Origin of the sequence: Bovifimicola ammoniilytica, assembly GCF_025567085.1 — a bacterium.
In the GTDB taxonomy this organism is placed as follows: Bacteria; Bacillota; Clostridia; order Lachnospirales; family Lachnospiraceae; genus Bovifimicola; species Bovifimicola ammoniilytica.
In genome coordinates this window covers 228,844-253,930 of record NZ_JAOQJN010000003.1, presented here as the reverse complement: position 1 = coordinate 253,930, position 25,087 = coordinate 228,844, and the positions used below count along the sequence as shown (strand labels likewise).

Here is a 25,087-nt window from a genome sequence, read left to right as displayed (position 1 = left end):
AAACAGATTAGGCTAATTAGCTAATTGTCGAAATTACGTGATAACATTTGCTTGCAAAATCATAAAATAATTCCTATAATCGTTGTTAAACAATTGAATGGAGATAAACCACTCAGAAATGAGGATTAGTATGAAATACGAAGATGTTGTAGAATACATAGATAATATTCCGAAGTTCACAAGTAAGAATTCTCTTGAACATACAAGAAGATTCCTAGAGGAGTTAGGAATAAAACAAGACGAGAGTAACAAGATGAAGATTATACATGTTGCAGGTACTAACGGAAAAGGTACAGTATGTGCAATATTATCTAATGTACTTGTCAATTGTGGGAAGAAAACAGGACTTTTTATTTCGCCACACCTTGTACATATTAATGAAAGAATACGAATAAATAACAAAGAAATAAGTGATGAAGAGTTTGTACAGGCATTCAATGAGGTAAAAAATGTCGTGGATAAGATGAAACAAGAGGATTATCCACATCCATCATATTTTGAATTCTTATTTCTTATGGCAATGTGGAATTTTAATAAAGAAGCTGTGGAATACATAGTCTTAGAGACGGGACTTGGCGGACGACTTGATGCAACTAATTCTATGCTGTCACCATATCTTACAGTTATTACTTCAATCGGAATGGACCATATGGAATATTTGGGTGACACGATAGAGAAGATTGCTGTGGAGAAAGCGGGAATTATTAAAAAATATGTTCCCGTAATATATTGGGGAGCAGATGAGAGAGTATCAGATGTGATTAGTGATGTTGCAGAAAAAATGCAGGCGAAAACAGTAAAAGTTCTTGTAGATAATTATAAAATAATCAAAAAAACGAATAAAAGTGTTGATTTTTCAATAGTTAGTGAGTATTATTTAAATGATATATTCTCAGTTCCTTTTATATCTGAGTATCAGGTACAGAATGCGGCTGTCGCTATTAAGACAATTGAGTGTATGCCGGAGATAAGGAATATGAAAGATTTAGTTAAGTCAGGAATTGCAAATGTACACTGGGAGGGCAGAATGGAAATGATTATGCCGGGTATCATATTAGATGGTGCGCATAATGGCCCGGGGATAGATGAGTTCATAAAAACATTTAATGAATATGAATGTACCGGTGATAAGAACATTTTGTTTTCAGTAGTTAAGGATAAAGATTATGAATATATGGTTTCTAAGCTATCAGAAACTGAAGTAAAGAATGTATATATAACACGAATAGATTCGGACAGAGGCTTAGAGACAGATAAAATCTATGAAGATTTCAGAAAATACGGTTGTGAGGCGAACATTTCAGTAAATGAAGATGTAAGTCAGGCATTCCGGCAGGCTGTAGATGCGAAAAAAGAAGAAGATGTGCTTTTCTGCGTAGGCTCACTATATTTAGTTGGCGAGATTAAAAAAAGCCTGCAGAATTAAAGTTAATTCGCCGGATTAAGACATATGCATACCAAAAAATTAACATGATAAAAATAATTTGCAGAATTAATAGTATTTGCAGATAGATTTAAGATATACAGATAATATTTATTTAGAAAGAAAGGGTAATCCTATGATTAATTATGATGAAGAAATAAAGAAATTCAGTCCAAGTCTTGAAGTAGATGAGACAGAAGATGCAATATACAATAGTAATATCAAAGATATAACAGATGTTGTGCTTGAAATGTTAAAAGAAATGAAGAATAATGACTAAAATATCTGCAGAATGGAGATTAAAATTAAGATGAGATGCTATAGATGTAACAGCGTACTTTCAAGTAACGATTTCTGTAACAGTTGTGGAGCAGATGTGGCTGTATATAAGAAGATTGTAAGATTGTCAAATGCATATTATAATATGGGACTTGCAAAAGCCCAGATTAGAGACTTGACAGGTGCATGTGAGTTACTTAGAAGAAGTGTAAGACTTGATAAGAAGAATACAAATGCAAGAAATTTATTAGGACTGGTATATTTCGAAATGGGAGAGGCAGTACAGGCTTTTTCGGAATGGATTATAAGTAAGAATTTCCAGCCGGATAAGAATATTGCAGATGATTACATAAAGAGATTACAGTCTAATCCTGTGAGATTAGATACAATCAACCAGACAATTAAGAAATACAATTATGCTTTAAATTATGCTAAGCAGGGAAGCGATGATTTAGCTGTAATCCAGCTTAAGAAAGTATTAAATACTAATCCTAACCTGATTAAGGGGCATTTATTACTTGCATTATTGTATATGAAGAAAGGCGATTATGATAGAGCCAGAAAGCCTATTATGAAAGCCTTAAAGATTGATACAAATAATCCGTTAGCTAAAAAATATCTGAAAGAGATAAATATTGAAACAGATACCAAGAGAATTGATATCGGTAAAGAAATCAAGAAAGATAAAATACGTGATTATGATAAGGAACAGACCGAAAAGGAATTACGAAATGGATATGATGTGATTATACCTAAAAGACGTAGTGTATACAGGGAATCTAATTCAGGAATGATTACAGTTATTAACGTTGTAATAGGTCTGATTATCGGTGTTGCAATGACATTTTTCTTATTAGTTCCTACTAAGGAGAAAACTCTTAAAGATAGTCATAATAAAGAAGTATTAAAGTTAAATTCTCAGATAGAAACACTTAATAATGGTAAGAAAGAGTTAGAGAGTAAGATAGCATCATTAGAGGGTGAAAAGACAGATTTATCAGGACAGCTTGATTCTAAAGGAAATGAAAACACACAGATTCTTGCAGATTATGATAACCTTATAACTGCAATTAATTATTTTAATACCAAAGACTATATTAATTGTGCAGATTCATTACAGAAGATAACTAATAATGCGCGTTCCGAGACATTTACCACATTATACAATTCGATTCAGCCAGAAGTATATAATCAGGCAGCAGCTAATTATTATAATAATGGCAGAAATGAGTTAGCTTCAGCTAATACATTAGAGGCTTATGATAAGGCAATAGAAGATTTAACAAAATGCTTCTTATATAATTTTACTTCTATTGATTATGTTTCAGCAGCAGACAAGCTTGGTGAGGCATATGAGAAGCAGTATACGTTAGCATTAGGTCAGGATGTAGCAGCGGCAGCAGGCTACAAGGAAAGAGCACTTAAGAATTTATCAAGTCTTATTAATGACACCTTTGCTAAGACAGAGGGACTTGATGCGAAAGCAACTGAGAATGTACAGGCAAGAATTGTAGCCATTACTGATAAATAATCATAATCCATATAATATAATGGAATTTAAAGTACACAAGAAGGATAGCTTATGAAGAGTTGTCCTTCTTTTTATTTAGAAAAATGCACAAAATTTTAATCAAATATCAGAGATTTTGTGGAAACCATATAGAATTAGGAAATTAAAAGAAAGATAAAACAAATGCTTAATTTATGACAAACTAATCTATATTGAAAATATTTTATCGGGAGGGAGAAAGAAATGAGATATAAAGAAGAATTAATTAATCAGGAATATGATGAAAGTGAGTACGAAATTGATTTGAAAACGCTGATAATCCACGTTAATGGAGAATTAGATCATCATAATGCGGTTGCGATAAGGAAAATGGCGGACAAGAAAATATATGATAATGGTATCAGAAACATTTTATTTGATTTTGATAAAACAGAATTTATGGATAGCTCTGGTATAGGTGTTATTATGGGGCGTTATAAAATGGTACATAGTCTTGGGGGAAAGGTAGCTGTGATAAATGTAGGGAGAAATGTTGAGAAGATATTGTTATTTTCAGGACTTAATAAAATTATAAAAAAGTATGATTCTATGGAAAATGCCATAGCTGATTTGAATGGAGGAGAAGATTAATGATAATGGAAAATATTGACAAAATAAATGGGAAAAATATTAATTATAACAGAATGTGTGTTGAATTCAGCAGCAAATCAGAAAACGAATCATTTGCAAGGATAGTTGCAGCGGCATTTGTTACAAGGCTAGACCCGACCTTAGAAGAGATAGAGGATATAAAGACAGCAGTATCAGAGGCTGTTACTAATTCGATTATTCATGGTTATGGTACAGATGAAGGTATTATAGAGATGGAATGTGTGTTAAAAGGAAGAGAAGTTACTATCAAGATTAAAGATAAAGGCGTGGGAATAGCTAATGTTGAACAGGCTATGCAGCCACTATATACAAGTAAACCTGAAGAAGAGCGTTCAGGAATGGGATTTTCATTTATGGAAATATTTATGGATAGTTTAGAAGTAGATTCAGCACCTGGCAATGGAACTACGGTTTTAATGAAGAAAAATCTGAGAAAACCGGATTAGGTGGTGTCCTATGGAGAATAAAACACTGATTGAAATGGCACATAAAGGTGATAAAAGAGCCAGAGATATATTGGTTCAGGAAAACATAGGATTAGTGTGGAGCATTGTCAAAAGATTTGGCAACAGAGGTTTTGAGTTAGAAGATTTGTTTCAGATTGGCTGTATCGGATTGATTAAAGCAGTTGATAAATTCGACAATTCATTTGAAGTGCAGTTTTCGACATATGCAGTTCCGTTGATTATGGGTGAAATTAAAAGGTTTATAAGAGATGATGGATTGGTTAAGATTTCGAGAACAATTAAGGAGAATAATTGGAAGATTAAGAGAGCATCACAGGAGTTAGCCCAGAGATTAGGAAGAGAAGCCACGATTGAAGAGATTTCTAAAGAGACAGGTCTTAATACCGAGGATATTGTTCAGGCGATGGAGGCTATAAGTGATGTGGAAAGTATATATAAGTCAGTATATCAGAATGATGGAAGTGAGATATATTTAATCGATAGAATTAAGGCTTTAGAAAGCAGCGGAGAAAGTGTAGATAGAATTATAAACAACATGGTTGTGGAGCAGGTACTTAATGAGCTTGATGAAATTGAGCGTAATATTATTATAATGAGATATTTTCAGGATAAAACACAGTCAGAAATAGCTAAAAAATTGGGAATAAGCCAGGTTCAGGTTTCGCGAATGGAGAAAAAGATATTATTTAATCTGAAAAAGAAAATTTTAGCATAGAGTTTTGTTAAAATTAGACAAATTAGCATAAAAAACGTCAAAAAGACTAGAGATTTTGTATATATTATTGTATAATAGATGCATACTGATAAAAAGGCAGGTGTGCGGAAGATGGAAGAAATGAATAAAGGCACTACAGATATAGAAGGTGTAGATAATAGCGCCAATAATATAGAGGTTTTGGAGCAAATGGAAGATGATGAGCTTAATCCTGCGGATAATAAGAGAACATCAAAAAATAAGATAAAAGAACCAAAGCCTAAAAAGGAAAAGAAAGTAAGAGAACCGAAGGAGAAGAAGGCAAAAGAGCCAAGACTCCCAAAGGAGAAAAAAGTAAAAGAGCCGAAGATTCTAAAGGAGAAGAAGGCGAAAGAACCAAGACTCCCAAAGGAGAAAAAAGTAAAAGAGCCGAAGATTCTAAATGAGAAGAAGGTAAAAGAACCTAAAGTTCCTAGGGAGAAAAATGTTAGGAATAGTAATAAGAATACAGATAAAGTGGCTGGATTAGAGGAAATAAAGAAAATATCGAGATTAAGAGGAATACAGAGTAAGTTGATAGGAGCGTTTTTATTACCTGTCTGTTTGTTCATTATTGTCGGCATTATTATTTATTCTAAGTCAGAGCAGGGACTTAAAGATAATGCTGAATCATTAACATATACTAGTGTTGATATGTTAAAGGAGTATTTCGAATTAGGATTTGAAAGTATTGAATTGACATCTACACGTATTTCAGTAAATAGTGCAATTAGTTCACATTTCGGTGGAATGTATGATTCAAATTACGAAATTGAAGCAAAAGGTGCGGTAGTAAATGAGGCTGTAGCTGATAAATATATCCAGAGTATTATTGCATTTAGTAAAAATCAGAAGAATTCAATATCTAATACGGGTGTTGTGAAGAAGAAGGATTTATACAATGCATTTGTTAATTCAGAAACAGGTAAATATGTAGAAGCCAATATGGAGAATAATATGTGTTGGATCAGCAGTCACCCTGAAATTGATGAATTGATGAATTACAGTCAGGATGATTACGCACTTGCACTTGTAAAGAAGATTAATGACAGCAATAATAAACCAGTTGGTTATATGATAATTGATGTTAAGAAATCATTTATCCAGGATATATTAGACAATGCTAAAGTTGGTGATAAGAGTATTAAAGGTTTTATCACAAGCGATGGAAATGAAGTCATAAGTGGTAAAGAAAGTTTTACATTCAGCGATAAGAGCTTCTTTAAGAAGATTAAAGAAAAGGAAAAAGGCGGATATACATATGTCAAATATAAAGGTGAGTCATATTTATTCTTATATGACAAAGTAGCAACCGGTGATGGCTATGTTTGTGCAATGGTTCCTAAGAATGTAATTATTGAAAAGGCAAATGATATAAAGATATATACAATTGTTACAATAATTGCATGCTGTATAATAGCTGTAATTGTTGGTTCACTTCTTGCTATGGGAATAGCTAAAGCAATAAATAAGATTAATGCTGTAATGAAACAGACAGCCGAGGGTGATCTGACAGGAACAATCACTATGAAGCGTAAAGATGAATTCCATCTGTTGTCAGGGAACATCGGTAATATGATTAAGAGTATTAAACATCTTATCATCAAGATGACAAAAGTGAGTGAGCAGGTTCAGCAATCAGCAGGTCAGGTTAGTGACAATTCAGAAGTACTTTATAATGCCACAAAGGACATTACTGAATCCATAGGTTATATTGAAGCTGGATTAATACAACAGTCAGAAGATACAGAGAATTGTTTGCATCAGATGTCAGATTTGGCAGATAAGATTTCAGTTGTATACGAAAATACTAATGAAATAGAGAGAATAGCCAGTCAGACACAGGATACCGTAGATGATGGAATGGTTATTGTATCAGAGTTAGGCAACAGGGTTCAGGATACAACGAAGATAACAAAAGATATTATTAATGATATTAATGAATTAGAGAGAGAATCTAAAGCGATTAATACAATTATTGCAGCAATTAATGAGATTGCAGATGAAACCAATCTTCTTTCTCTTAATGCAAGTATTGAAGCAGCAAGGGCAGGTGAAGCAGGCAGAGGATTTGCAGTTGTATCAGATGAGATAAGAAAACTTGCTGAGCAGTCAAGTGAAGCAGGTAGACAGATTGGTGAAATCGTAAGCAGAATACAGGAAAGAATGGGCAAAACCATTGAGACAGCCAGAAAGGCAGATGATATTGTATCTTATCAGGCTGAAGCTCTTGGAACTACAGTTAATGTATTCCAGGATATAAAAGGTCATGTAACAACACTTGCTCATGATTTGGATACAATTTCAATAAATGTTAAAGGTATTGAGATGGCTAAGAATGATACATTAGAGGCAATATCAAGTATATCTGCAACATCTAATGAAACAGAAGCAGCATCTACAGAACTTAGCCGAAATGCTGATAAACAGTTGAAAGCTGTTGAGGTATTATATGGTGCAGTTAAACAGTTAAATACTAATTCTACAGAACTTGATGAATCAGTAAGCATTTTCAAGGTCGGAGAATATCTTGAAAGTGAATTAAACCAGGAAGAACCTAAGGAAGAAGAGTCTGCTCTAGAGAAAATAAATTCAGAAGAAGTTAAGCCAGAGGAAGTTAATTCTGACGATGTAAATTCAGAGGAAGTAAGTCTGGAAGAAGCTGATTCAGACGCAGTCGCTTTAGAAGAGGCGAATTTAGAAGAAATTGATTCAGAAGAAGTTAATATGGAAGAAGCAGGCTTTGAAGAGGCAGATTCAGAAGAAGTTAATTCAGAAGATTAATGGATATTGTGATGAATTGACTAGGATTTGAATGTTTAAAACTACCAACTGATAAAAAATAATAAATTAATAAAAGAATAAAGAGAAGTTTTTGCAATAAAACTATCCGGGACAGTGGATTATGTTTTGATTTGCAAAGACTTCTTTTTTTGCTTACCAGGAAAATTCGTTGAAATTGTCCTGGTAAGTAAAAAACGCTCCGCGAGGATCGCACAGTGGCGGAGCAGAAAATGTTGCTATAGCAATCCGCCACAGGCGGAGAATGTCACAAGCGACATTCTTTATTCTAAAAATTACTTCCTGTGGGATTATTAGTATAATTTATAGAAAATGATACAAAATATTAATTAAGAAAAATGGAATGGAGATAGTGAAATAATATGAATTCTAGTTTTAAAGAGAACACAAAAACGGTTCTGATATGTATTATTGTATTATTTGGTTCTGCTTTTGCGATTATGTCATTTAATGAGGACGTAGGAGTAGGTGATTTGTTTCAAAAGATATATAAATTGGTAGAGGGCAGGGAACATACAGGTTTTGGTATATTGGAATTAACATATGGAATAGGAATAGCCATTGGAATAACCGTATTTTTTAATTGTTTTAATAAAAAGAAGAAAAATAGTGAGCCTACTCCGATAGAACTTAAAATGCAGCAATATGATGATGATGTTCAGACTTATTTACAGAGTAAGAAAAAAAGTTAGAGAAGGGATATAAAATGCGAACACTACTTTTAGCTTTCTGGGGTTTATGTATGGGAAATATTGTTGCAAGCGGTGTATGTGGATTACTGACTTCCTTAGGTGTCATAACAAGACTTGCATGGAGAACAAAGACACAGGATAAAGTCAGGGTATATGAATATTGCGTTTTTATAGGAACTACACTTGCAAATTTCATTTATATTTATAGAATTGGCTTAGCGTCATTATGGATATTAAATGTCATAATCCTAGGTATAATAGGTATGTTTTTTGGGATTTTTGTTGGATGCCTTGCATTATCATTAGCAGAGGCATTAGATGTGTCTACAATTATTTTTAGAAAATTTAATATAAGAAATCATACGAAATATGTTCTGCTTGCTGTTGCAGTAGGTAAATTTATTGGAAATATAATATATTTTGCAATTGATTAGAAATGGAGGTAAAGATGCAGGTAAAAGACGATAAGGAATTGAGTAAAAAATATAATGAGTTCGTTAAATCTGTTACAAAAGAAAATAATATGTGGATAGATATGTTATGGGCTTTCATTGTCGGTGGAATAATATGTTCAATCGGACAAATGATAGGTGATATATTAAAAAATTATGGTGTTGGAGAAGAACACGCTAACAGTATTACTTTATTGATATTGATTTTTTTATCAGCATTTCTGACAGGATTAAATATTTATCCGAAGATTGGTAAATTAGGTGGAGCAGGAGCACTTGTACCAATAACGGGATTTGCTAATTCTGTAGCTGCTCCCGCAATAGAGTTTAGGGCCGAGGGAATGGTAATGGGATTAGGCTGCAAGATATTTACAATTGCAGGTCCGGTTATTCTATATGGAACTTTAAGCAGTTGGCTGTTAGGTATTATCTACTGGATAACTACATTATTTTAATAAAATGGATAAAGGAGGTAAATAGATTGAGTGGCAGGGTTAATCAGATGAAAGGGATGCAGAGTATTGAATTTGCAGAGATGCCATATATTATGGAAAGTGCGTGTATCTGTGGCAGTAAAGAGGGCGAAGGTCCTTTGAAAGATACGTTTGATACATTTGTCAGTGATGATATGTTTGGCTGCGATACATGGGAAAAGGCTGAAAGTGCATTGCAGGAGAAAACTGTTAAATTACTTATGGCAAAATCATCACTTGATAAAAAGGATATAAGATATATCTTTGCAGGTGATTTAATGGGACAGCTAATTGCATCAACATTTGGATTAATGAATTTTGAAATTCCACTTTTCGGACTGTATGGTGCATGTTCTACAATGGGTGAAGCGATAAGTCTTGGAGCAATGACAGTTGCAGGCGGTTATGCTGATAAGATAATTGCGTTGGCATCAAGTCATTTTGCAAGTGCTGAAAAAACATTTAGATTTCCATTAGAATATGGTAACCAGCGACCATATTCTGCAACCTGGACAGTAACAGGATGTGGTGCGGTTACAATTGTAGATAGGAAAAAAGTAGATTGTACAATGGCAAAGGCAGCAATAAAGGGTGTTACAACAGGTAAAATTATTGATTATGGTGTAAGAGATTCAATGAATATGGGAGCATGTATGGCTCCAGCAGCAGCCGACGTTATCGAGAATAATCTCAAAGATTTCAATTACAGACCTGATGAGTACGATAAAATAATTACAGGAGACTTAGGATATATAGGTCAGACAATCCTTATTTCGCTTCTTAAGGAAAAGGGAATTGATATTAGTGAAAATCATATGGATTGCGGAATAGAGATATTTGACAGCGAGAAACAGGATACACACGCAGGTGGAAGTGGTTGTGGCTGTTCGGCCTCTGTATTGTGTGGTTATATACTTAATAATATTAAAACAGGAGTTTGGAAAAAAGTGCTATTTGTACCAACAGGTGCATTACTATCGACAGTCAGTTTTAATGAGGGACAGACAGTACCGGGAATTGCACATGGTGTAATTATTCAAAATGTGGAGGTGGAGTAATGTCAATGGTGGTGGATGTAATTAAAGCATTTATAATTGGAGGAATAATCTGTGCAGTTGTGCAGATATTTATAGATAAAACAAAACTTACTCCGGGAAGAATAATGGTTGGCCTGGTTGTGCTTGGAAGTATTCTGGGTGCTATTGGAATATATCAGTCATTTATAGATTTTGCAGGAGCAGGTGCAAGTGTACCTTTGCTCGGTTTTGGTAATACATTGTTTAAAGGTGTAAAAGAAGCAGTTGATGAGCATGGATTATTAGGTGTATTTATGGGTGGCTTTAAGGCGAGTGCTGTGGGGATATCAGGCGCTTTAATTGCGGGCTTTATTGCATCACTTATATTCAAATCTAAAATGCAGGGTTAATGAAATGGAGATGGTGTGAAAAATCGAATTGATATGTCGATTTTTCACACAGCTATTTGATTTGGAGTGAAAGCAAATAGCTTTTATGGCAAGTCAGAAATCGCCGTTGCGAATTTCTGACTGCTTCTTCGCAATAAATCGCTCAGAAAAGGAGAGGCAGTGTGAAAAATATAGAAGATAATAAAGAATTTAAACCATATATTCCAGCAGATAAGGTTATGTCTGAGCTCAGTATAACATCAGTTATTTTAGGAATAATACTTGCTGTGATTTTTGGAGGCGCAAATGCTTACTTAGGGTTAAGAGTAGGAATGACAGTATCGGCATCTATTCCAGCGGCAGTTGTATCGATGGGAATTATAAGAATAATATTAAAGAGAAATTCCATTCTTGAAAATAATATTGTGCAGACGATTGGTTCAGCAGGAGAATCGGTGGCAGCAGGTGCGATATTTACACTTCCGGTGTTATTTATGTGGTTTAACGAGGGTAAGGCAGACTATCCGAAGTATGCCGAGATAACTTTGATTTGTGGTGCGGCAAGTATATTAGGAATATTATTTATGATTCCATTGAGAAAAGTATTAATTGTAAAAGAACATTATAAACTGCCTTATCCAGAGGGAACCGCGTGTGCTAAGGTGTTAATGGCCGGTGAAAATAATAAATCAGATGCAAATCTGGTATTTGCAGGCTTAGGAATCGCAGCTATTTATAAATTTATGGCAGATGGCTTAAAGCTATTTAGCAGTGAAGTACATTATGATATAAAAAGACTTAAAGGTGCGGCAATAGGAATAGATATTCTTCCGGCACTTTTATCTGTTGGATATATCTGTGGACCAAAGATAGCAGGATATATGTTTGCGGGTGGACTAATTTCGTGGATAGGATTGATGCCTCTTATTAATATGTTTGGAGACAATATTATAATGTTTCCAGGAGATAAAGCTATTAATCTTATGAGTTCTGGTGAATTATGGAGTAATTATATAAGATACATTGGTGCAGGTGCGGTGGCAACAGCTGGAATAATAAGTCTTGTTAAGACGCTGCCTATTATATTTTCATCATTTTCTAAGACATTAAGAAGAAAGGGAGAAAATGAAGAGAATGTAACACGTTTGAATAAAAATATTGATAATAAACTTATCTGGACGGGCATTGTGGTAATTGTATTATTTCTATGGCTGAGTCCGATATTTCCAATTAATTTTCCGGGAGCAATTCTGATAGTTATATTTGGTTTCTTTTTTGCAACAGTATCATCTAGAATGGTTGGACTTGTAGGAAGCAGTAATAATCCGGTATCAGGAATGGCAATTGCAACACTTATTATTACAGGTGTAATACTTAGTTCATCAGGAATAAAAACTAATAATGCACTTACAGGTACAATAGTAGTCGGCTCTGTAATCTGTATAGTAGCAGCTATATCGGGCGATACGTCACAGGATTTGAAAACAGGCTATATATTAGGTGCAACACCTATGAAGCAGCAGATAGGCGAGATAATAGGTGTAGTGGCCTCTTCGTTAGCCATAAGTGGTGTCTTATATCTGTTAAATAATGCATGGGGCTTTGGTTCAAGTGAATTACCTGCGCCACAGGCGACATTGATGAAAATAGTTGTTGAGGGTGTTATGGAGGGAAATCTTCCATGGAATCTTATAATGATTGGTGCAGCTGTTGCAATAGCTGTAGAAATTATGGGAGTTCCAGCACTACCGTTTGCTGTAGGAATGTATCTTCCGATATATCTGAGTGCGGGAATTATGCTTGGTGGAGTCGTGAGATTCTTAATAGATAAATTTGCAGATAAAGTGTCAGAAAAAGGAATATTAGTTTCTTCGGGAATGATTGCAGGAGAGGGGCTTGTTGGAATAATTCTGGCTATATTGGAGGTAGTGTGAAAAAATACGCCGATGCGATATTTTTTCACACAGATAAATGTGTCGCAGGCGCCACATTTATTTTCTATCACAGAGCAAAATCTGAAATTTTGCTCGCGATACCTCCGGCACAATGTGCCTGCGGATTGGAGGTAGTGTGAAAAATTATATTGACTTAATTCCTATTATAAATAGTGAAAATACATGGGAATTTGATTGGACAAATAAGGTAATAATTAAGGTTCGAAATAAAGGTATAGTTAATGCATTTGCAATAAAATATCTTAATAAAGAGCCTGAAAAAGAAATAGAATTAGACCGTTACGGCAGTTTTGTGTGGCAGCAGATAGACGGTGTAAATACCATACAGGATATAATCGATAATATTGTTGAAACTTTTGAGGAGGAAAGGGTGCTTGTAACTAAAAGAACTGTGATGTTTTTTGAAATGCTTAGAACCAATAACTTAATTGAATTTAATAAATAAGTTGTAAAAAAAGTGGTAAGTAAAGAGAAAAATATGATATATATTTTATATAAATAAGAATGTTAAAAGGTAAGACAATATGAATATGTGGTTAATAAATCAGGGTAGGTCTATATGGACTTGCCTGGTTTTTTGTGTTAGAATGTTCTCTAATAAAGTCTGAAAGGAAGATGGCAAAATGGATTATGGTTTTATAAAAGTTGCGGCAGCGACTCCTAAAATAAAAGTAGCAGATGTAGATTGTAATACAGAACTTATCTGTAACCAGATTGATGAGGCGGCTAAAAATGGTGCAAAAGTGCTTGTATTTCCAGAATTATGTCTTACGGGATATACTTGTAGTGACCTGTTCTGGCAGTCATTGATGCTTGAGAAAGTAAAAGAAAAGACCATTGAGATTGCTAGATATTCAAAAGATTATGATATGTTAATTATGATTGGTATTCCATATGAACATAATGGCAAGTTATATAATGTCGGAGTTGTGCTTCATAAAGGTAAGGTATTAGGTGTGGTTACTAAAAAGCATTTGCCAAATTATTCAGAATTCTATGAAGCAAGACATTTTACAAAAGGTTTTGAAAAGGTTGTAACAGTAGATTTTGCAGGTCAGAAAGTTCCAATGGGAATGAATATTTTATTCAAATGTGAGAACAGACCAGATATGGTAATCGGTGTAGAAATATGTGAGGACTTATGGGTTCCAAATCCACCAAGTATCAGACATACCATGGCAGGCGCCACAATAATTGCCAATCTTTCAGCAAGTGATGAAGTTACAGGAAAATCTATATATAGAAGAGATTTGGTAGCGGGGCAGTCAGCCAGACTCATATGTGGTTATATATATGCAGATGCAGGAGAGGGTGAATCATCTACAGACCTGGTGTACTCAGCTCACAATATGATAGCAGAGAATGGAAGAATGCTTGCTGAAGCAAAGCGTTTTATTAATCAGACTGTGTATGGTGATATTGATTTAGACAGAATTAAGAATGAACGCAGAAAAATGACTACATACGACAGTAAAGATGAAGAAGATTATACAGTTGTTACATTTGAAATGAATATGGATAATAATGAATTATCCGCTAAGATTAATAATATGCCATTTGTTCCCGGAGATATTGCAAAGCGTAATGAAAGATGTGAGGAAATTCTTACAATTCAGGCAATGGGACTTAAGAAGAGACTAGAGCATACTAATGCAAAATCGGCTGTTATAGGTATCTCAGGCGGTTTAGATTCTACGCTGGCGCTATTAGTAACTGTCAGGGCATTTGACATGTTAGGAAGAGACAGAAAAGGAATTGTAGCAGTTACGATGCCGGGCTTTGGTACGACTGACAGAACATATGATAATGCACTTAAAATGATTGAGAAATTAGGAACAACATTTATAGAAATCAATATTTCTGATGCAGCAAATGAACATTTTAAAGCAATAGGACACGACAGCAGTATTCATGATGTAACTTATGAAAATGTACAGGCCAGACAGAGAACATTGTATCTTATGAATCTTGCAAATCAATATAATGGTTTTGTAGTTGGAACGGGTGATTTATCAGAGCTTGCGTTAGGATGGGCAACATATAATGGAGACCATATGTCAATGTATGGCGTTAATGCTTCAATACCTAAGACCTTAGTAAGACATCTTGTAAGATATTATGCAGACACTTGTGATGACATAGAACTTAATAAAGTGTTAATGGACGTATTAGATACTCCGGTAAGTCCTGAATTATTACCAACACAGGACAACGGAGAAATTGCGCAAAAGACAGAGGACCTTGTAGGACCATATGAATTACATGATTTCTTTATGTACTATATGTTGAGATTAGGCTATACACCAAAGAAGATTTATTATCTTGCAAGAAATGCATTTGAGGGAATATATGATGATGAAACAATTCTTAAATGGTTAAAGACATTCTATAGAAGATTCTTTGCACAGCAGTTTAAACGTTCGTGCCTGCCTGATGGACCAAAAGTCGGTACAGTGGCTGTTTCACCAAGAGGAGATTTGAGAATGCCAAGTGATGCGTGTGCGACTATCTGGCTTAAGGAATTAGAGGAGATTTAATAGGGGAAATTTAATAAGAGAATGTAGGAAAATATGATGATTATGTAAGTAAATACCTTGACAAAATATGTAAGAAAAGTTATATTATAATTAATAGATCCCACCAAGCCTATGTAGTATTACTATATGCGTAACACGGTGGGACTTTTGTATATATGGAGGAATAAATGATACAACAGGTAAAAGAGTTTAAGACAATTGAAGAACAGATTTCAATATTAAGAAATAGAGGATTAATAATTGATGATGAGGAAAGGGCTAAAAATACTTTATCCAATTTGAATTACTACAGATTAAGTGCGTATTCACTTACACTTCGAAAAAATAATAATTTTAATTCAAATGTACATTTTTCTGATATAATTCAAATTTATAATTTTGATATGGAATTAAGAGCAATATTAATGTATTTGCTTGAAAGTATAGAGGTATCAATGCGTACATATATCGGATATTATCACGGGAAAGCATATGGAGCTTTGGGATACTATAATGAATCATCATTTGAAGATATAGATAGATTCCATTCATTTGAAAATGATTATAAAAAAGCTATTAATGAATATGGTAATAAAGAGGTTTTTGTAAAACATCATTATGAGATGTATGATGGAAAATTTCCTATTTGGGTATTAGTTGAATTATTGACATTAGGTACATTATCAAGACTATTTAAAAATTTGACGTTGGAAGTAAGAAAAGAGATTTGCAGAAATAATTATGGAAAAATAAATGATAAATATATTGGTAATTGGTTACAGGGGTGTACAATTTTAAGAAATATATGTGCGCATCGTGGAAGGTTATTTAATAGAAAACTTCCATTTGCACTAAGATTAGGGAAAGATGATAAGCAAATATTTGAAACGAGAGGAATTTCAACAAATAAAGCAAATAAACAATTATTTGCATACATCATTGTTATAAAGAAAATGATAGCAGATAAAAATGTTTGGGAAACATTTATGTTAAGGCTTATTAATTTAGAAAAGAAATATCCTTTTGTAAGATTAGACTTTTATGGTTTTCCTAATGATTGGAAGCAAATATTAGGAATAAATAGTGAAAATAATACATAAAATAAGAGTATAGTTCCTGATGAGCCTATCATTGTGATGCGTAACATATCAGGACACACTACAAGGTAACTTGTAGATTAAAGACCAATTAGAGAAATTCTGATTGGTCTTTAAATTTTAAATGCGTATAAAATATTTTGCCCTTTTCAGCCTTATTTACGTGCCTTATCAAGTGTTGTACTAATAGCATCTAAGAGAATCATATATGTATATTTGCAATCGTCTGTATAGGTTATATTTTCAAGTGACTGTGAATTAATAATCTGGTTAGATAAATCGTTAATCGAATTCTTCATAAGCGGATACATAGTAGTAATTGCTTCGTCCATATTTTTCACAGATATCGAATTGATTCGGTGCGAGTCCACACATACTTCAATTTCTAAAGAACTGTTGTTAAGCATAAGTGAAGATGTATACACACCGGGATTATAAGTAGTTTCACTATCAGATGCAGTATTTTTAGAGTTAGAATTATCAGAAGTATTTTGCGTTTCAGATGAACCGGAAATGTTAGTAGAATTAGCTAAATCAGTATTACCTTGAGTGTCCTGATTTTTGGTGGCATTTGCACTATCCGTTAATTCAGAAGAATTACTTTCTCTTTTAGAAACATCATTGTTAGCAGCATTTACTTCGCCTGAAGATGCAGATGGCTTCTTCTTATCCGATTTAAACATATTAATAAATAGAACAATCAGAAGAATACCAAGTACAACAAAAATGCCTGTATATATTAGTTCTTTTAATTTAAAAACGACAATGTGAGGATTGTTACTCATATATTATTTCTCCCGAATAAATTATATTCTAATATATTATCAAACCTATGATAATATACCAGAAATATGTTATAATATGATTTAGCATTGAGCTGTGCCACCTCATAAAAATATAAAATATATCTGCTTGCAGAATATAATTTATATTTTTATGAGGTGATAGGGCGAGAGCCCGTCAGTCAGAGAGAGCGAAGCGAAATCTGACAGGCACAGCGAAAGTAGAGATAGTGAGAAAAACAAGCGGCTGCGAAGCAGACATTTGTTTTTCTTACGCCATTAGCGAGCGAATCACTTGCGAAGCAAGTGAAAAAGTGCGAAAGCACGAATTCGCGAGCTAAAATGACATAACGGAATGTGATAGGGCGAAAGCCCATCAGTCAGAGAGAGCGAAGCGAAATCTGACAGGAACAGCGGCAGTAATGATAGGCAGATATTATAAATAGGAGAACTTATGGGATTACAACTTATTTTAGGAAGTAGTGGAACAGGTAAAACTACGAAAATTTACAATGATATGCTGCAGAAAAGCAGTATAGATAAAGATAGAAAATATTTAGCTGTTGTGCCGGAACAGTTTACTATGGAGACACAGAAAATCATAGTAGAATTGTCACCGGGACATGGAACAATGGATATAGATATTTTAAGTTTTGACAGACTTGCTAAGAGAATATTCGATGAGGCAGGAATGAATACACTAGAAGTGTTAGATGATACCGGAAAATGTCTTATTATCAGGAAGATAATAGAAGAAAACAAGAACAGGCTTACGGTATTCGGTTCAAAAGTGAAGATGTCAGGTTTCATTGATGAAATGAAATCACTTGTGTCAGAACTTTACCAATATGGAATAGGCGAGAAAGAACTAGATGAGATGCTTGTTAAAAGCACTAAGAAGCCATTATTATATGCAAAACTTGAGGATATAAGACTTATAATGGTAGAATTAAAGAAATATCTTGAAGATAAATTCATAATGAATGAAGAGATACTTAGAAGAGTATGCGAACTTATTCCTGAATCTGAAATAGTTAAAAACAGCTATATAACATTTGATGAATATACAGGTTTCTCGCCTGTCCAGTACGAAGTTATAAGAATGTTATTAAAATATGCCGGTGACATAAATGTTGCACTTACAGTAAGAGATGCTGATGAAATCGATTATGCAAAAGCTGGTGACGGATTAGATACATTTGGAATTACTGTTAAGACAGTCAATAAATTAAAGAGAATTGCCAGTGATGAAAATGTTGAAATATATAGCGACATTATACTTAAAGAGAATTACAGGTTTAAAGAATGTAGTGAGTTCAGATATTTAGAAGAAAATATATTCTTATATGGCAAGAAGCCATTTGAGGTTAAGGATAGTGAACGTATAAGTGTTCATGTCTGTGCAAATGCAGAAACGGAAGCAGATTATGTGGCATATAATATTAAAGAATTAGTTAATACAAAAGGCTATAGATATAAGGATATAGCTGTGGTTACTGCGGATATTTCTACATACCACAGAGTAATAACAGAAGTGTTCCAAAAACATGATGTTCCTTGCTTTATTGATTATAAAAGAAGTGTGATTGCCAATCCAATGGTGGAAAGTCTGAGAGCAGTTTTAGAAATCATTTCAGAGGGATATTCATATGAGTCAGTATTCCGACTTCTTAAATGCGGTATGTCATCATTAGAGCGAAAAGAGATAGATAAACTAGAGAATTATGTAATTCGTTATGGAATAAGAGGGTATAAGAGATATTCTAATGAATTTGTGAGTGCAAATGAAGAGATTGACGAAGATATTAACATAGCAAGACAGAAATTCATAGATGATACAGATAATTTATATAAGGCATTTAAGAAGAACACCAGAATTACGGTAAGAGAAGCGGTTACAGCACTTTATGAATTTGTGGTAAGACTTAATATGGACGGTAAATTAGCAGCCATGGAGAGATATTTTAGAGAAAATAATAATCTTTCGATGGCTAAAGAGTATGCCCAGACATATGAAAAAGTAATGAAACTTTTCGATAAAACAGTATTCTTAATTGGTGATGAAATGGTTAACGCCAAAGAATTAGCCGCTATCTTAGATTCAGGCTTTGAGGATATCAAAGTCGGAATAATTCCAACAACCTTAGACAGAGTCGTAGTCGGAGATATAGAGAGAACAAGATTAAATAATGTTAAGGCATTGTTCTTCCTAGGCGTAAATGACGGCTTAATTCCGAAGAGCGAGGTAAAAGGTGGAGTGCTTACGCAGGGAGAACGCAGTTTCCTTGAAGAAAATGATATCGAATTATCACCAGGTGCAAGGGAGAATGTATTTATACAGAAATATTATTTATACCTGATGCTTACGAAAATGAGTGAAAAACTTTATATATCATTTAAGAAAACAAATGGAGATGGCAAGTCAGAAAGACCGTCATATCTGATTAATACAATAATGCATATGTTTAAAGGCATAAAAATATATGATGAAGATAATATAAAATGTAGTAATATTGCAGATAAAATCACAAATATAAAGTCAGCTAAATCATATCTTGCGGAATTAATTGGTGGGTATCTAAGAGAAGAATATGATAATGAAGATGAAGCATTTTTCAGGGAATTATATTCAATTTGCGAAAGATATGATGTAAAACCGGAAGAACTGGTAAGAGCGGCAATTTATGAAAGCTCTCCAACGAAATTAGATAAGGCAATTGCGAAATGTATATATGGTGAGAAATTAACGAATTCTGTATCAAGGCTCGAGAAATTTGCAGCCTGTGCATATGAGCATTTTATGAATTATGGACTAAATCTGCAGCCAAGACGTGAATTCGAAGTAAATAGTGCAGATATAGGAAGTATTTACCATAGTACAATAGAATTATTTTCAAAGAAAATAAGAGATGAGAAACTGTCGTGGAAAGATATTGATGATAACCGAAGAAATGAGCTTATTAACGAAAGTGTTGATGAAGCAGTTAAGAAAAATGGGACCGGAGTATTTGAGGATAGCGCCAGAAACAGATTTATAGTTAACAGAATCAGAAAAATGGCTGAAAAAACTGCATGGATATTACAAAAGCAGGTTATGGCTGGAGATTTTATACCAGAGGATTTTGAACTTAGATTTTCATCTAAATATGGTGCAGATGCAATGAAATATGAATATGAAGATGGAACGACAATGGACATTAAAGGTATAATTGACCGAGTAGACTATTATAATGATGGCGATTCTGTATATATAAAGATTGTGGATTATAAATCAGGTAATAAGAAATTAGAAATCAATGATATATACAATGGTTTGCAATTACAATTAGTTTTATATATGGAGGCTGCAATAGAATTTGCAAAGAAGAAATATCCGGGTAAAAATATAGTTCCGGCAGCTTTGTTCTATTATAATATAGATAATCCGGTAATTGACAGAGATAAGATATTAAACATTCCAGATGTAATAAAGGCAAAAAGTGAAGAGAAGGAAGAAAGAATACAAAAATGTGCCCAGAGTATGGTATTAGATAGCCAGAAAGTGAATGGCTTCATTAATAATAAAACTATTTTAAAATCATTGGATAGAGATATTGAAAATTATATAGAAAAAGGTGGAGAATCATTATATATTCCTGTGGGATATAATAAAAAAGGTGGATTTAGTTCAAAATCGTCAGTTCTTACATCATATGACATGGAAAAGTTAATGACATTTGTTCATAATAAAATCGGTGAATTAGGACATCAGATAATTGATGGATGTATAGATGTTAATCCATATATTAAAATAAGTCCGGGTAGCGGAATGTCTAATGGAAAAACACCATGTGCTTATTGCGAATATAATGATATATGTGGATTTGACGGTAAAATCAGTGGATATGAATATCGTAAATTAATAAAAAAGAAAGACGAAGAAGTCTGGAAAATGCTAAGACGTGAAGTGCATTTAGAAAACGAAGATACAGAAGGAGGTGTAAAAGATGGCGAAATGGACTAATGAACAGCAGAAAGTAATAGATACAAGGGATAGAAATATATTAGTTTCAGCGGCAGCAGGTTCTGGTAAGACAGCTGTATTAGTTGAAAGAATAATCAAAAGAATAATGGATACAAAGAATCCGATTGATATAGAGCGGTTACTTGTAGTTACATTTACAAACGCAGCGGCTGCCGAGATGAGAGAGAGAGTTCTAAGAGCAATTGAAAATGAACTTGCTAAACAGCCGGACAATGTACATTTACAAAGACAACAGACATTTATTAATAATGCTAACATTACAACGATACACAGTTTTTGTCTTGGACTTGTTAAGGAACATTTTAATGAGGTGGATTTAGATCCAAGCGTTAAAGTTGCAGATGAGGGTGAAATGGCATTAATGCGTTCGGATGTAGCCAAAGAGGTATTAGAAGAATTCTATGAAGAAGACAGTGAAGAATTCAGAGATTTTGTTGCCCAGTTTGAGACAAAAAACAGTGATGAATATTTAGAAAAGATGATATTATCACTTTATAAAAAAGCTATAGACTATCCATGGCCTGATGAGTGGTTAGATGATTGCATTGCCAGATATAATTGCAATAGTGTAGAAGAGTTAGCAAATAGTGAATATATAAAATTAATTACAACATATACAAATGGTCTGTTACGTGAAATAGATGAAATATATGATGAAATGCTGAAAGTATGTAAAAACGGAGGCCCATATATATATGAACATACATTGTCATTAGAAAAACAAGATATACATAATATTATGGAGAAAGAGGATTTTGATGTAAGAAGAGTGCGACTAAATTATACATTTGAAACACTTCCAAGATGTGGAGCAGATGTATGTGAACCAGAACTTAAAGAAATGGTTCAGGAGCGTAGAAAAGAAGTAAAAGATACTTTAAAGAAGATTAGAGAAAAATATTATTTCCAGAGTCTGTCAGAGGCTTTAGAAGAAATGAAAAAGTGTAAAAAGGTAATTGAAATATATGTGAGGCTTACTAAGTCATTTATTCGTAAATTCAATGAGAAAAAACGTGACAAAAACGTTATTGACTTTAATGATTTTGAGCATTATGCAATTGATATACTTGTGAAAAAAGAAGGAGATAATGTTATTCCAACAGCTGTAGCGGACGAACTTGCACAGAGTTTTGATGAAATTATGGTTGATGAATATCAGGATAGTAATATAGTCCAGGAAACAATTCTTTCAAGTATATCCAAAGAGAGATTTGGTGTGTATAACAGATTTATGGTTGGTGATGTAAAGCAGAGCATCTATGGTTTCAGAGGGGCTAATCCTAATATATTTATTGAAAAATATAATACCTATGATAGTAAAAATAAAGAATCAAATAATTATAAGATAGTTCTCGATAGGAACTTCAGGAGCAGGGAAGGTGTACTTACAAGTACTAACTTCTTTTTCAGGCAGATAATGAATGAGTCGTTAGGTGGAATTAATTATGACGAAGAAAACCGGCTGAATTATGGTGCATTATTTAGTGAATGTGAAGATAAGAATTATGTAGACAGGATAGATGATAAATCAGAATTATTTCTTATAAGTGATGATGTTGATGAAATGTATGAAAATATGTCATCATATAATAGTGATACTGATAGCGAAAGTATGACTGATGATGATATACCTACTACGGTCAATGAATTAGAAGCTAAAGTAATAGCGGCAAGAATAGAAGAACTTGTTAATCCTGATACAGGAATGATAGTTTTCGATAAAGTTACCTCCCAATACCGACCTGCGAGATATTCTGACATAGTAATCTTACTTAGAAGTACATCAGGAATTGCTGAAGTTATCAATAATGAACTTATGAGTTCAGGAATTCCATGTTATTTAGAATCTAAGTCAGGATATTTTAAAACCACTGAGATAAAAACGATATTAAATTACCTTAAAATAATTGATAATCCATTACAGGATATTCCGTTAGCAGCAATATTAAAGTCACCAATTGTAGGTATAAATGATGAAGAGCTTGCTGTTATAAGACTTAGTGGAGGTAATGGTAAGCATCTTTATGAAAATATATGTAATTATTTAGATGAAAAGATTTTAGAAAAATCTGAATGGTATAAGGCGGAATTGTATGATAAATTAAAATATTTCAATGATATGCTTAATGATTTCCGAGTGAAAATCACTTATATGTCTATATACGATTTATTATGTGAAATGTTAGAAAGAACCGGATATTATAATTTTGTAAAGGCAATGCCTGCCGGTGAAAGAAGAAAAGCTAATGTAGATATGTTAAAAGAGAAAGCGGCAACATATGAAAGTGGAAGTTATAAAGGATTGTTTAATTTTATCAGATATATTGAGAAAATGAATAAGTATGAAATAGATATGGGTGAAGCATCGATAATTTCAGAGAACGATAATGCAGTTCGAATTATGACAATTCATAAGAGTAAAGGTCTGGAATTTCCAATTGTATTCATTGCAAATATGCAAAAGAAGTTCAATTTAATGGATAGCAGAATGAAATCGGTAATACATTCAGATATGGGAATAGGAATGGAATATATTGATGAAGATACACGAATTAAAACAAAAAATATTATGCGTACAGCTATAAATACAAGAATACAGCTGGATTGTATAGAAGAAGAAATTCGTCTTTTCTATGTTGCGTGTACAAGAGCAAAAGAAAAATTAATATTTACTGCCGGCAAGATTGATGACAGCAAACTTAAGAAGATGACAGCTAAGAAGATGAAAAAAGAAGAGTATCTGGGATATGGAGTAGTGGCTAAGTTCAATAGCTTTTTGGATATGATATCATATGGACTTGGGAGAAATATTGCATTTGCGGATATTTATAAAAATTACCTGCAATATTCTCTTCCAATGAATAATCCACAATTCAACATAAAGAGTAATGTGAGTGTAAGATATGTCGAAGTCAGAAATATCTTTGAAAATATTATTAAAGATAAAGCCAACGAAAAAGTTAACGCAGAGGCTTTGATGAATCTTCCTACCGAGCAGGTATTTTCAGAAACCATAAGAGATGAATTAGAAAAGAAGATTAATTATAAATATTTATATGAGAAAGAAGTTAAAAGTAATGCGAAGATGAGCGTTTCTGAGATTAAGAAAATAAGCTACGAGGCAGAAGCAGACGATACAGAGGAAAGCTTAAGCGCAGAAAATCTCTTCAAATCACTTGATGAAATAAGTGAGAATAGAAGTGCAGTTGTACCTGAATTCATAGATAAAGGCAGTAAACTTACAGGTGCAGCAAGAGGTACGGCATACCATACTGTATTTGAACTTTTTGATTTTAATATAGAGCCTACAAGGGAAAATATTGAGAAAATGCTTGAAAATATCAGAAAATCAGGCAGGTTATCAGAAGAAGAGAAAAATGCCATAAACGTTGATGATATAATTAAATTCGCAGGTTCTTCACTTGGCAGACGTATGAAAGCAGCATATCTGCGAGGTGAACTATATAGAGAGGCACAGTTTGTTATGGGAATCTCGGAGGCAAAAGTCGAAGAATTCAAGGAAATTGCCAGAAAAGTCAGAGAAGAAAAGATATTTCTAAAACCGGAAGATATTAGTAAAGCTGGAGATGGCGATACTATTTTAATTCAGGGTATTATTGACGTTTACTTTATAGAAGATGGAAATGTCGTAATTGCTGATTATAAAACCGACAGGGTAAAGAAACTGCAAGAATTAAAAGACCATTATTACGTGCAGCTTGAGTTATATAAACAGGCGGTGGAACAGATAACAGGAATGAAAGTGAAAGAGAAGATATTGTACTCGGTTGAATTGTCGGGTGAAATTGAGACGTGAGAAAGGAAC

The 25,087-nt window shown here is 33.4% G+C and carries 19 protein-coding genes; 18 read left to right on the top strand and 1 reads right to left on the bottom strand.

Features of this window, described 5'->3' with window-relative positions; translation table 11 throughout:
- The first annotated feature begins 130 nt into the window (after positions 1 to 130).
- The 16 genes from OCV48_RS05015 to OCV48_RS04940 all read left to right on the top strand — a co-directional run bounded on the left by OCV48_RS05015 (position 131) and on the right by OCV48_RS04940 (position 16,458).
- Positions 131 to 1,426 carry a bifunctional folylpolyglutamate synthase/dihydrofolate synthase gene (locus tag OCV48_RS05015; RefSeq protein ID WP_147591306.1) on the top strand — a complete coding sequence of 432 codons (1,296 nt, stop codon included), beginning with the start codon at positions 131 to 133 and terminating at the stop codon, positions 1,424 to 1,426.
- Positions 1,427 to 1,502: 76 nt separating this feature from the next.
- Positions 1,503 to 1,703 carry a hypothetical protein gene (locus tag OCV48_RS05010; protein WP_147591305.1) on the top strand — a complete coding sequence of 67 codons (201 nt, stop codon included), beginning with the start codon at positions 1,503 to 1,505 and terminating at the stop codon, positions 1,701 to 1,703.
- Between the two features lie 30 nt (positions 1,704 to 1,733).
- On the top strand, positions 1,734 to 3,233 hold the full coding sequence (locus tag OCV48_RS05005) for a tetratricopeptide repeat protein (RefSeq protein ID WP_021982145.1): 1,500 nt from the start codon (positions 1,734 to 1,736) through the stop codon (positions 3,231 to 3,233).
- A 222-nt stretch (positions 3,234 to 3,455) separates the two neighbouring features.
- Positions 3,456 to 3,842: an anti-sigma F factor antagonist gene (gene spoIIAA, locus OCV48_RS05000; RefSeq protein ID WP_021982146.1), complete on the top strand. Its 387-nt coding sequence runs from the start codon at positions 3,456 to 3,458 to the stop codon at positions 3,840 to 3,842.
- A 5-nt stretch (positions 3,843 to 3,847) separates the two neighbouring features.
- Positions 3,848 to 4,309 (top strand): anti-sigma F factor, encoded by a 462-nt coding sequence (gene spoIIAB, locus OCV48_RS04995; protein ID WP_394803240.1) that lies wholly within the window; start codon positions 3,848 to 3,850, stop codon positions 4,307 to 4,309.
- A 10-nt stretch (positions 4,310 to 4,319) separates the two neighbouring features.
- Positions 4,320 to 5,045: a SigF/SigG family RNA polymerase sporulation sigma factor gene (locus OCV48_RS04990; RefSeq protein WP_021982148.1), complete on the top strand. Its 726-nt coding sequence runs from the start codon at positions 4,320 to 4,322 to the stop codon at positions 5,043 to 5,045.
- Positions 5,046 to 5,156: 111 nt separating this feature from the next.
- Positions 5,157 to 7,847: a methyl-accepting chemotaxis protein gene (locus OCV48_RS04985; RefSeq protein WP_262559092.1), complete on the top strand. Its 2,691-nt coding sequence runs from the start codon at positions 5,157 to 5,159 to the stop codon at positions 7,845 to 7,847.
- Positions 7,848 to 8,227: 380 nt separating this feature from the next.
- Positions 8,228 to 8,557 carry a hypothetical protein gene (locus tag OCV48_RS04980; RefSeq protein ID WP_021982150.1) on the top strand — a complete coding sequence of 110 codons (330 nt, stop codon included), beginning with the start codon at positions 8,228 to 8,230 and terminating at the stop codon, positions 8,555 to 8,557.
- Between the two features lie 14 nt (positions 8,558 to 8,571).
- Positions 8,572 to 8,991, top strand: coding sequence for a stage V sporulation protein AB (locus tag OCV48_RS04975; RefSeq protein WP_021982151.1), 420 nt, complete (start codon positions 8,572 to 8,574; stop codon positions 8,989 to 8,991).
- 14 nt (positions 8,992 to 9,005) lie between these two features.
- Positions 9,006 to 9,464, top strand: a complete 459-nt coding sequence (locus tag OCV48_RS04970) for a SpoVA/SpoVAEb family sporulation membrane protein (RefSeq protein WP_021982152.1) — start codon at positions 9,006 to 9,008, stop codon at positions 9,462 to 9,464.
- A 47-nt stretch (positions 9,465 to 9,511) separates the two neighbouring features.
- On the top strand, positions 9,512 to 10,540 hold the full coding sequence (locus OCV48_RS04965; RefSeq protein ID WP_147591382.1) for a stage V sporulation protein AD: 1,029 nt from the start codon (positions 9,512 to 9,514) through the stop codon (positions 10,538 to 10,540).
- Between the two features lie 5 nt (positions 10,541 to 10,545).
- Complete coding sequence (spoVAE, locus tag OCV48_RS04960; RefSeq protein ID WP_449495039.1) at positions 10,546 to 10,908, top strand: stage V sporulation protein AE; 363 nt, start codon at positions 10,546 to 10,548, stop codon at positions 10,906 to 10,908.
- 170 nt (positions 10,909 to 11,078) lie between these two features.
- Positions 11,079 to 12,821, top strand: a complete 1,743-nt coding sequence (locus OCV48_RS04955; RefSeq protein WP_147591380.1) for an OPT family oligopeptide transporter — start codon at positions 11,079 to 11,081, stop codon at positions 12,819 to 12,821.
- Between the two features lie 136 nt (positions 12,822 to 12,957).
- Positions 12,958 to 13,287, top strand: coding sequence for a PqqD family protein (locus OCV48_RS04950; RefSeq protein ID WP_021982157.1), 330 nt, complete (start codon positions 12,958 to 12,960; stop codon positions 13,285 to 13,287).
- Between the two features lie 178 nt (positions 13,288 to 13,465).
- The gene (locus tag OCV48_RS04945) at positions 13,466 to 15,379 is read left to right on the top strand and encodes an NAD(+) synthase (RefSeq protein WP_147591300.1); all 1,914 of its coding nucleotides are present in this window, start codon (positions 13,466 to 13,468) and stop codon (positions 15,377 to 15,379) included.
- A 167-nt stretch (positions 15,380 to 15,546) separates the two neighbouring features.
- Positions 15,547 to 16,458 carry an Abi family protein gene (locus OCV48_RS04940; protein ID WP_147591299.1) on the top strand — a complete coding sequence of 304 codons (912 nt, stop codon included), beginning with the start codon at positions 15,547 to 15,549 and terminating at the stop codon, positions 16,456 to 16,458.
- 152 nt (positions 16,459 to 16,610) lie between these two features.
- Here OCV48_RS04940 and OCV48_RS04935 read toward each other — a convergent pair whose 3' ends face one another.
- Positions 16,611 to 17,240, bottom strand: coding sequence for a hypothetical protein (locus OCV48_RS04935; protein ID WP_147591298.1), 630 nt, complete (start codon positions 17,238 to 17,240; stop codon positions 16,611 to 16,613).
- Positions 17,241 to 17,691: 451 nt separating this feature from the next.
- On the opposite strand from OCV48_RS04935, the gene OCV48_RS04930 reads away from it, so the two are divergent.
- A complete protein-coding gene (locus tag OCV48_RS04930) occupies positions 17,692 to 21,240 on the top strand; it encodes a PD-(D/E)XK nuclease family protein (RefSeq protein ID WP_147591297.1) in 3,549 nt (1,182 codons plus the stop codon).
- Positions 21,224 to 25,078 carry a helicase-exonuclease AddAB subunit AddA gene (gene addA, locus OCV48_RS04925; protein ID WP_147591296.1) on the top strand — a complete coding sequence of 1,285 codons (3,855 nt, stop codon included), beginning with the start codon at positions 21,224 to 21,226 and terminating at the stop codon, positions 25,076 to 25,078. The genes OCV48_RS04930 and addA overlap by 17 nt, the downstream gene beginning before the upstream one ends.
- The last annotated feature ends 9 nt before the right edge of the window (positions 25,079 to 25,087 follow it).

Bases quoted from the DNA above. Each gene is read 5' to 3' on its own strand.
- OCV48_RS05015 (WP_147591306.1), top strand. From the start codon at position 131: ATGAAATACGAAGATGTTGTAGAATACATAGATAATATTCCGAAGTTC.
- OCV48_RS05005 (WP_021982145.1), top strand. From the start codon at position 1,734: ATGAGATGCTATAGATGTAACAGCGTACTTTCAAGTAACGATTTCTGT.
- spoIIAA (WP_021982146.1), top strand. From the start codon at position 3,456: ATGAGATATAAAGAAGAATTAATTAATCAGGAATATGATGAAAGTGAG.
- spoIIAB (WP_394803240.1), top strand. From the start codon at position 3,848: ATGGAAAATATTGACAAAATAAATGGGAAAAATATTAATTATAACAGA.
- OCV48_RS04990 (WP_021982148.1), top strand. From the start codon at position 4,320: ATGGAGAATAAAACACTGATTGAAATGGCACATAAAGGTGATAAAAGA.
- OCV48_RS04985 (WP_262559092.1), top strand. From the start codon at position 5,157: ATGGAAGAAATGAATAAAGGCACTACAGATATAGAAGGTGTAGATAAT.
- OCV48_RS04980 (WP_021982150.1), top strand. From the start codon at position 8,228: ATGAATTCTAGTTTTAAAGAGAACACAAAAACGGTTCTGATATGTATT.
- OCV48_RS04975 (WP_021982151.1), top strand. From the start codon at position 8,572: ATGCGAACACTACTTTTAGCTTTCTGGGGTTTATGTATGGGAAATATT.
- OCV48_RS04970 (WP_021982152.1), top strand. From the start codon at position 9,006: ATGCAGGTAAAAGACGATAAGGAATTGAGTAAAAAATATAATGAGTTC.
- OCV48_RS04965 (WP_147591382.1), top strand. From the start codon at position 9,512: ATGAAAGGGATGCAGAGTATTGAATTTGCAGAGATGCCATATATTATG.
- spoVAE (WP_449495039.1), top strand. From the start codon at position 10,546: ATGGTGGTGGATGTAATTAAAGCATTTATAATTGGAGGAATAATCTGT.
- OCV48_RS04945 (WP_147591300.1), top strand. From the start codon at position 13,466: ATGGATTATGGTTTTATAAAAGTTGCGGCAGCGACTCCTAAAATAAAA.
- OCV48_RS04940 (WP_147591299.1), top strand. From the start codon at position 15,547: ATGATACAACAGGTAAAAGAGTTTAAGACAATTGAAGAACAGATTTCA.
- OCV48_RS04935 (WP_147591298.1), bottom strand. From the start codon at position 17,240: ATGAGTAACAATCCTCACATTGTCGTTTTTAAATTAAAAGAACTAATA.
- OCV48_RS04930 (WP_147591297.1), top strand. From the start codon at position 17,692: ATGGGATTACAACTTATTTTAGGAAGTAGTGGAACAGGTAAAACTACG.
- addA (WP_147591296.1), top strand. From the start codon at position 21,224: ATGGCGAAATGGACTAATGAACAGCAGAAAGTAATAGATACAAGGGAT.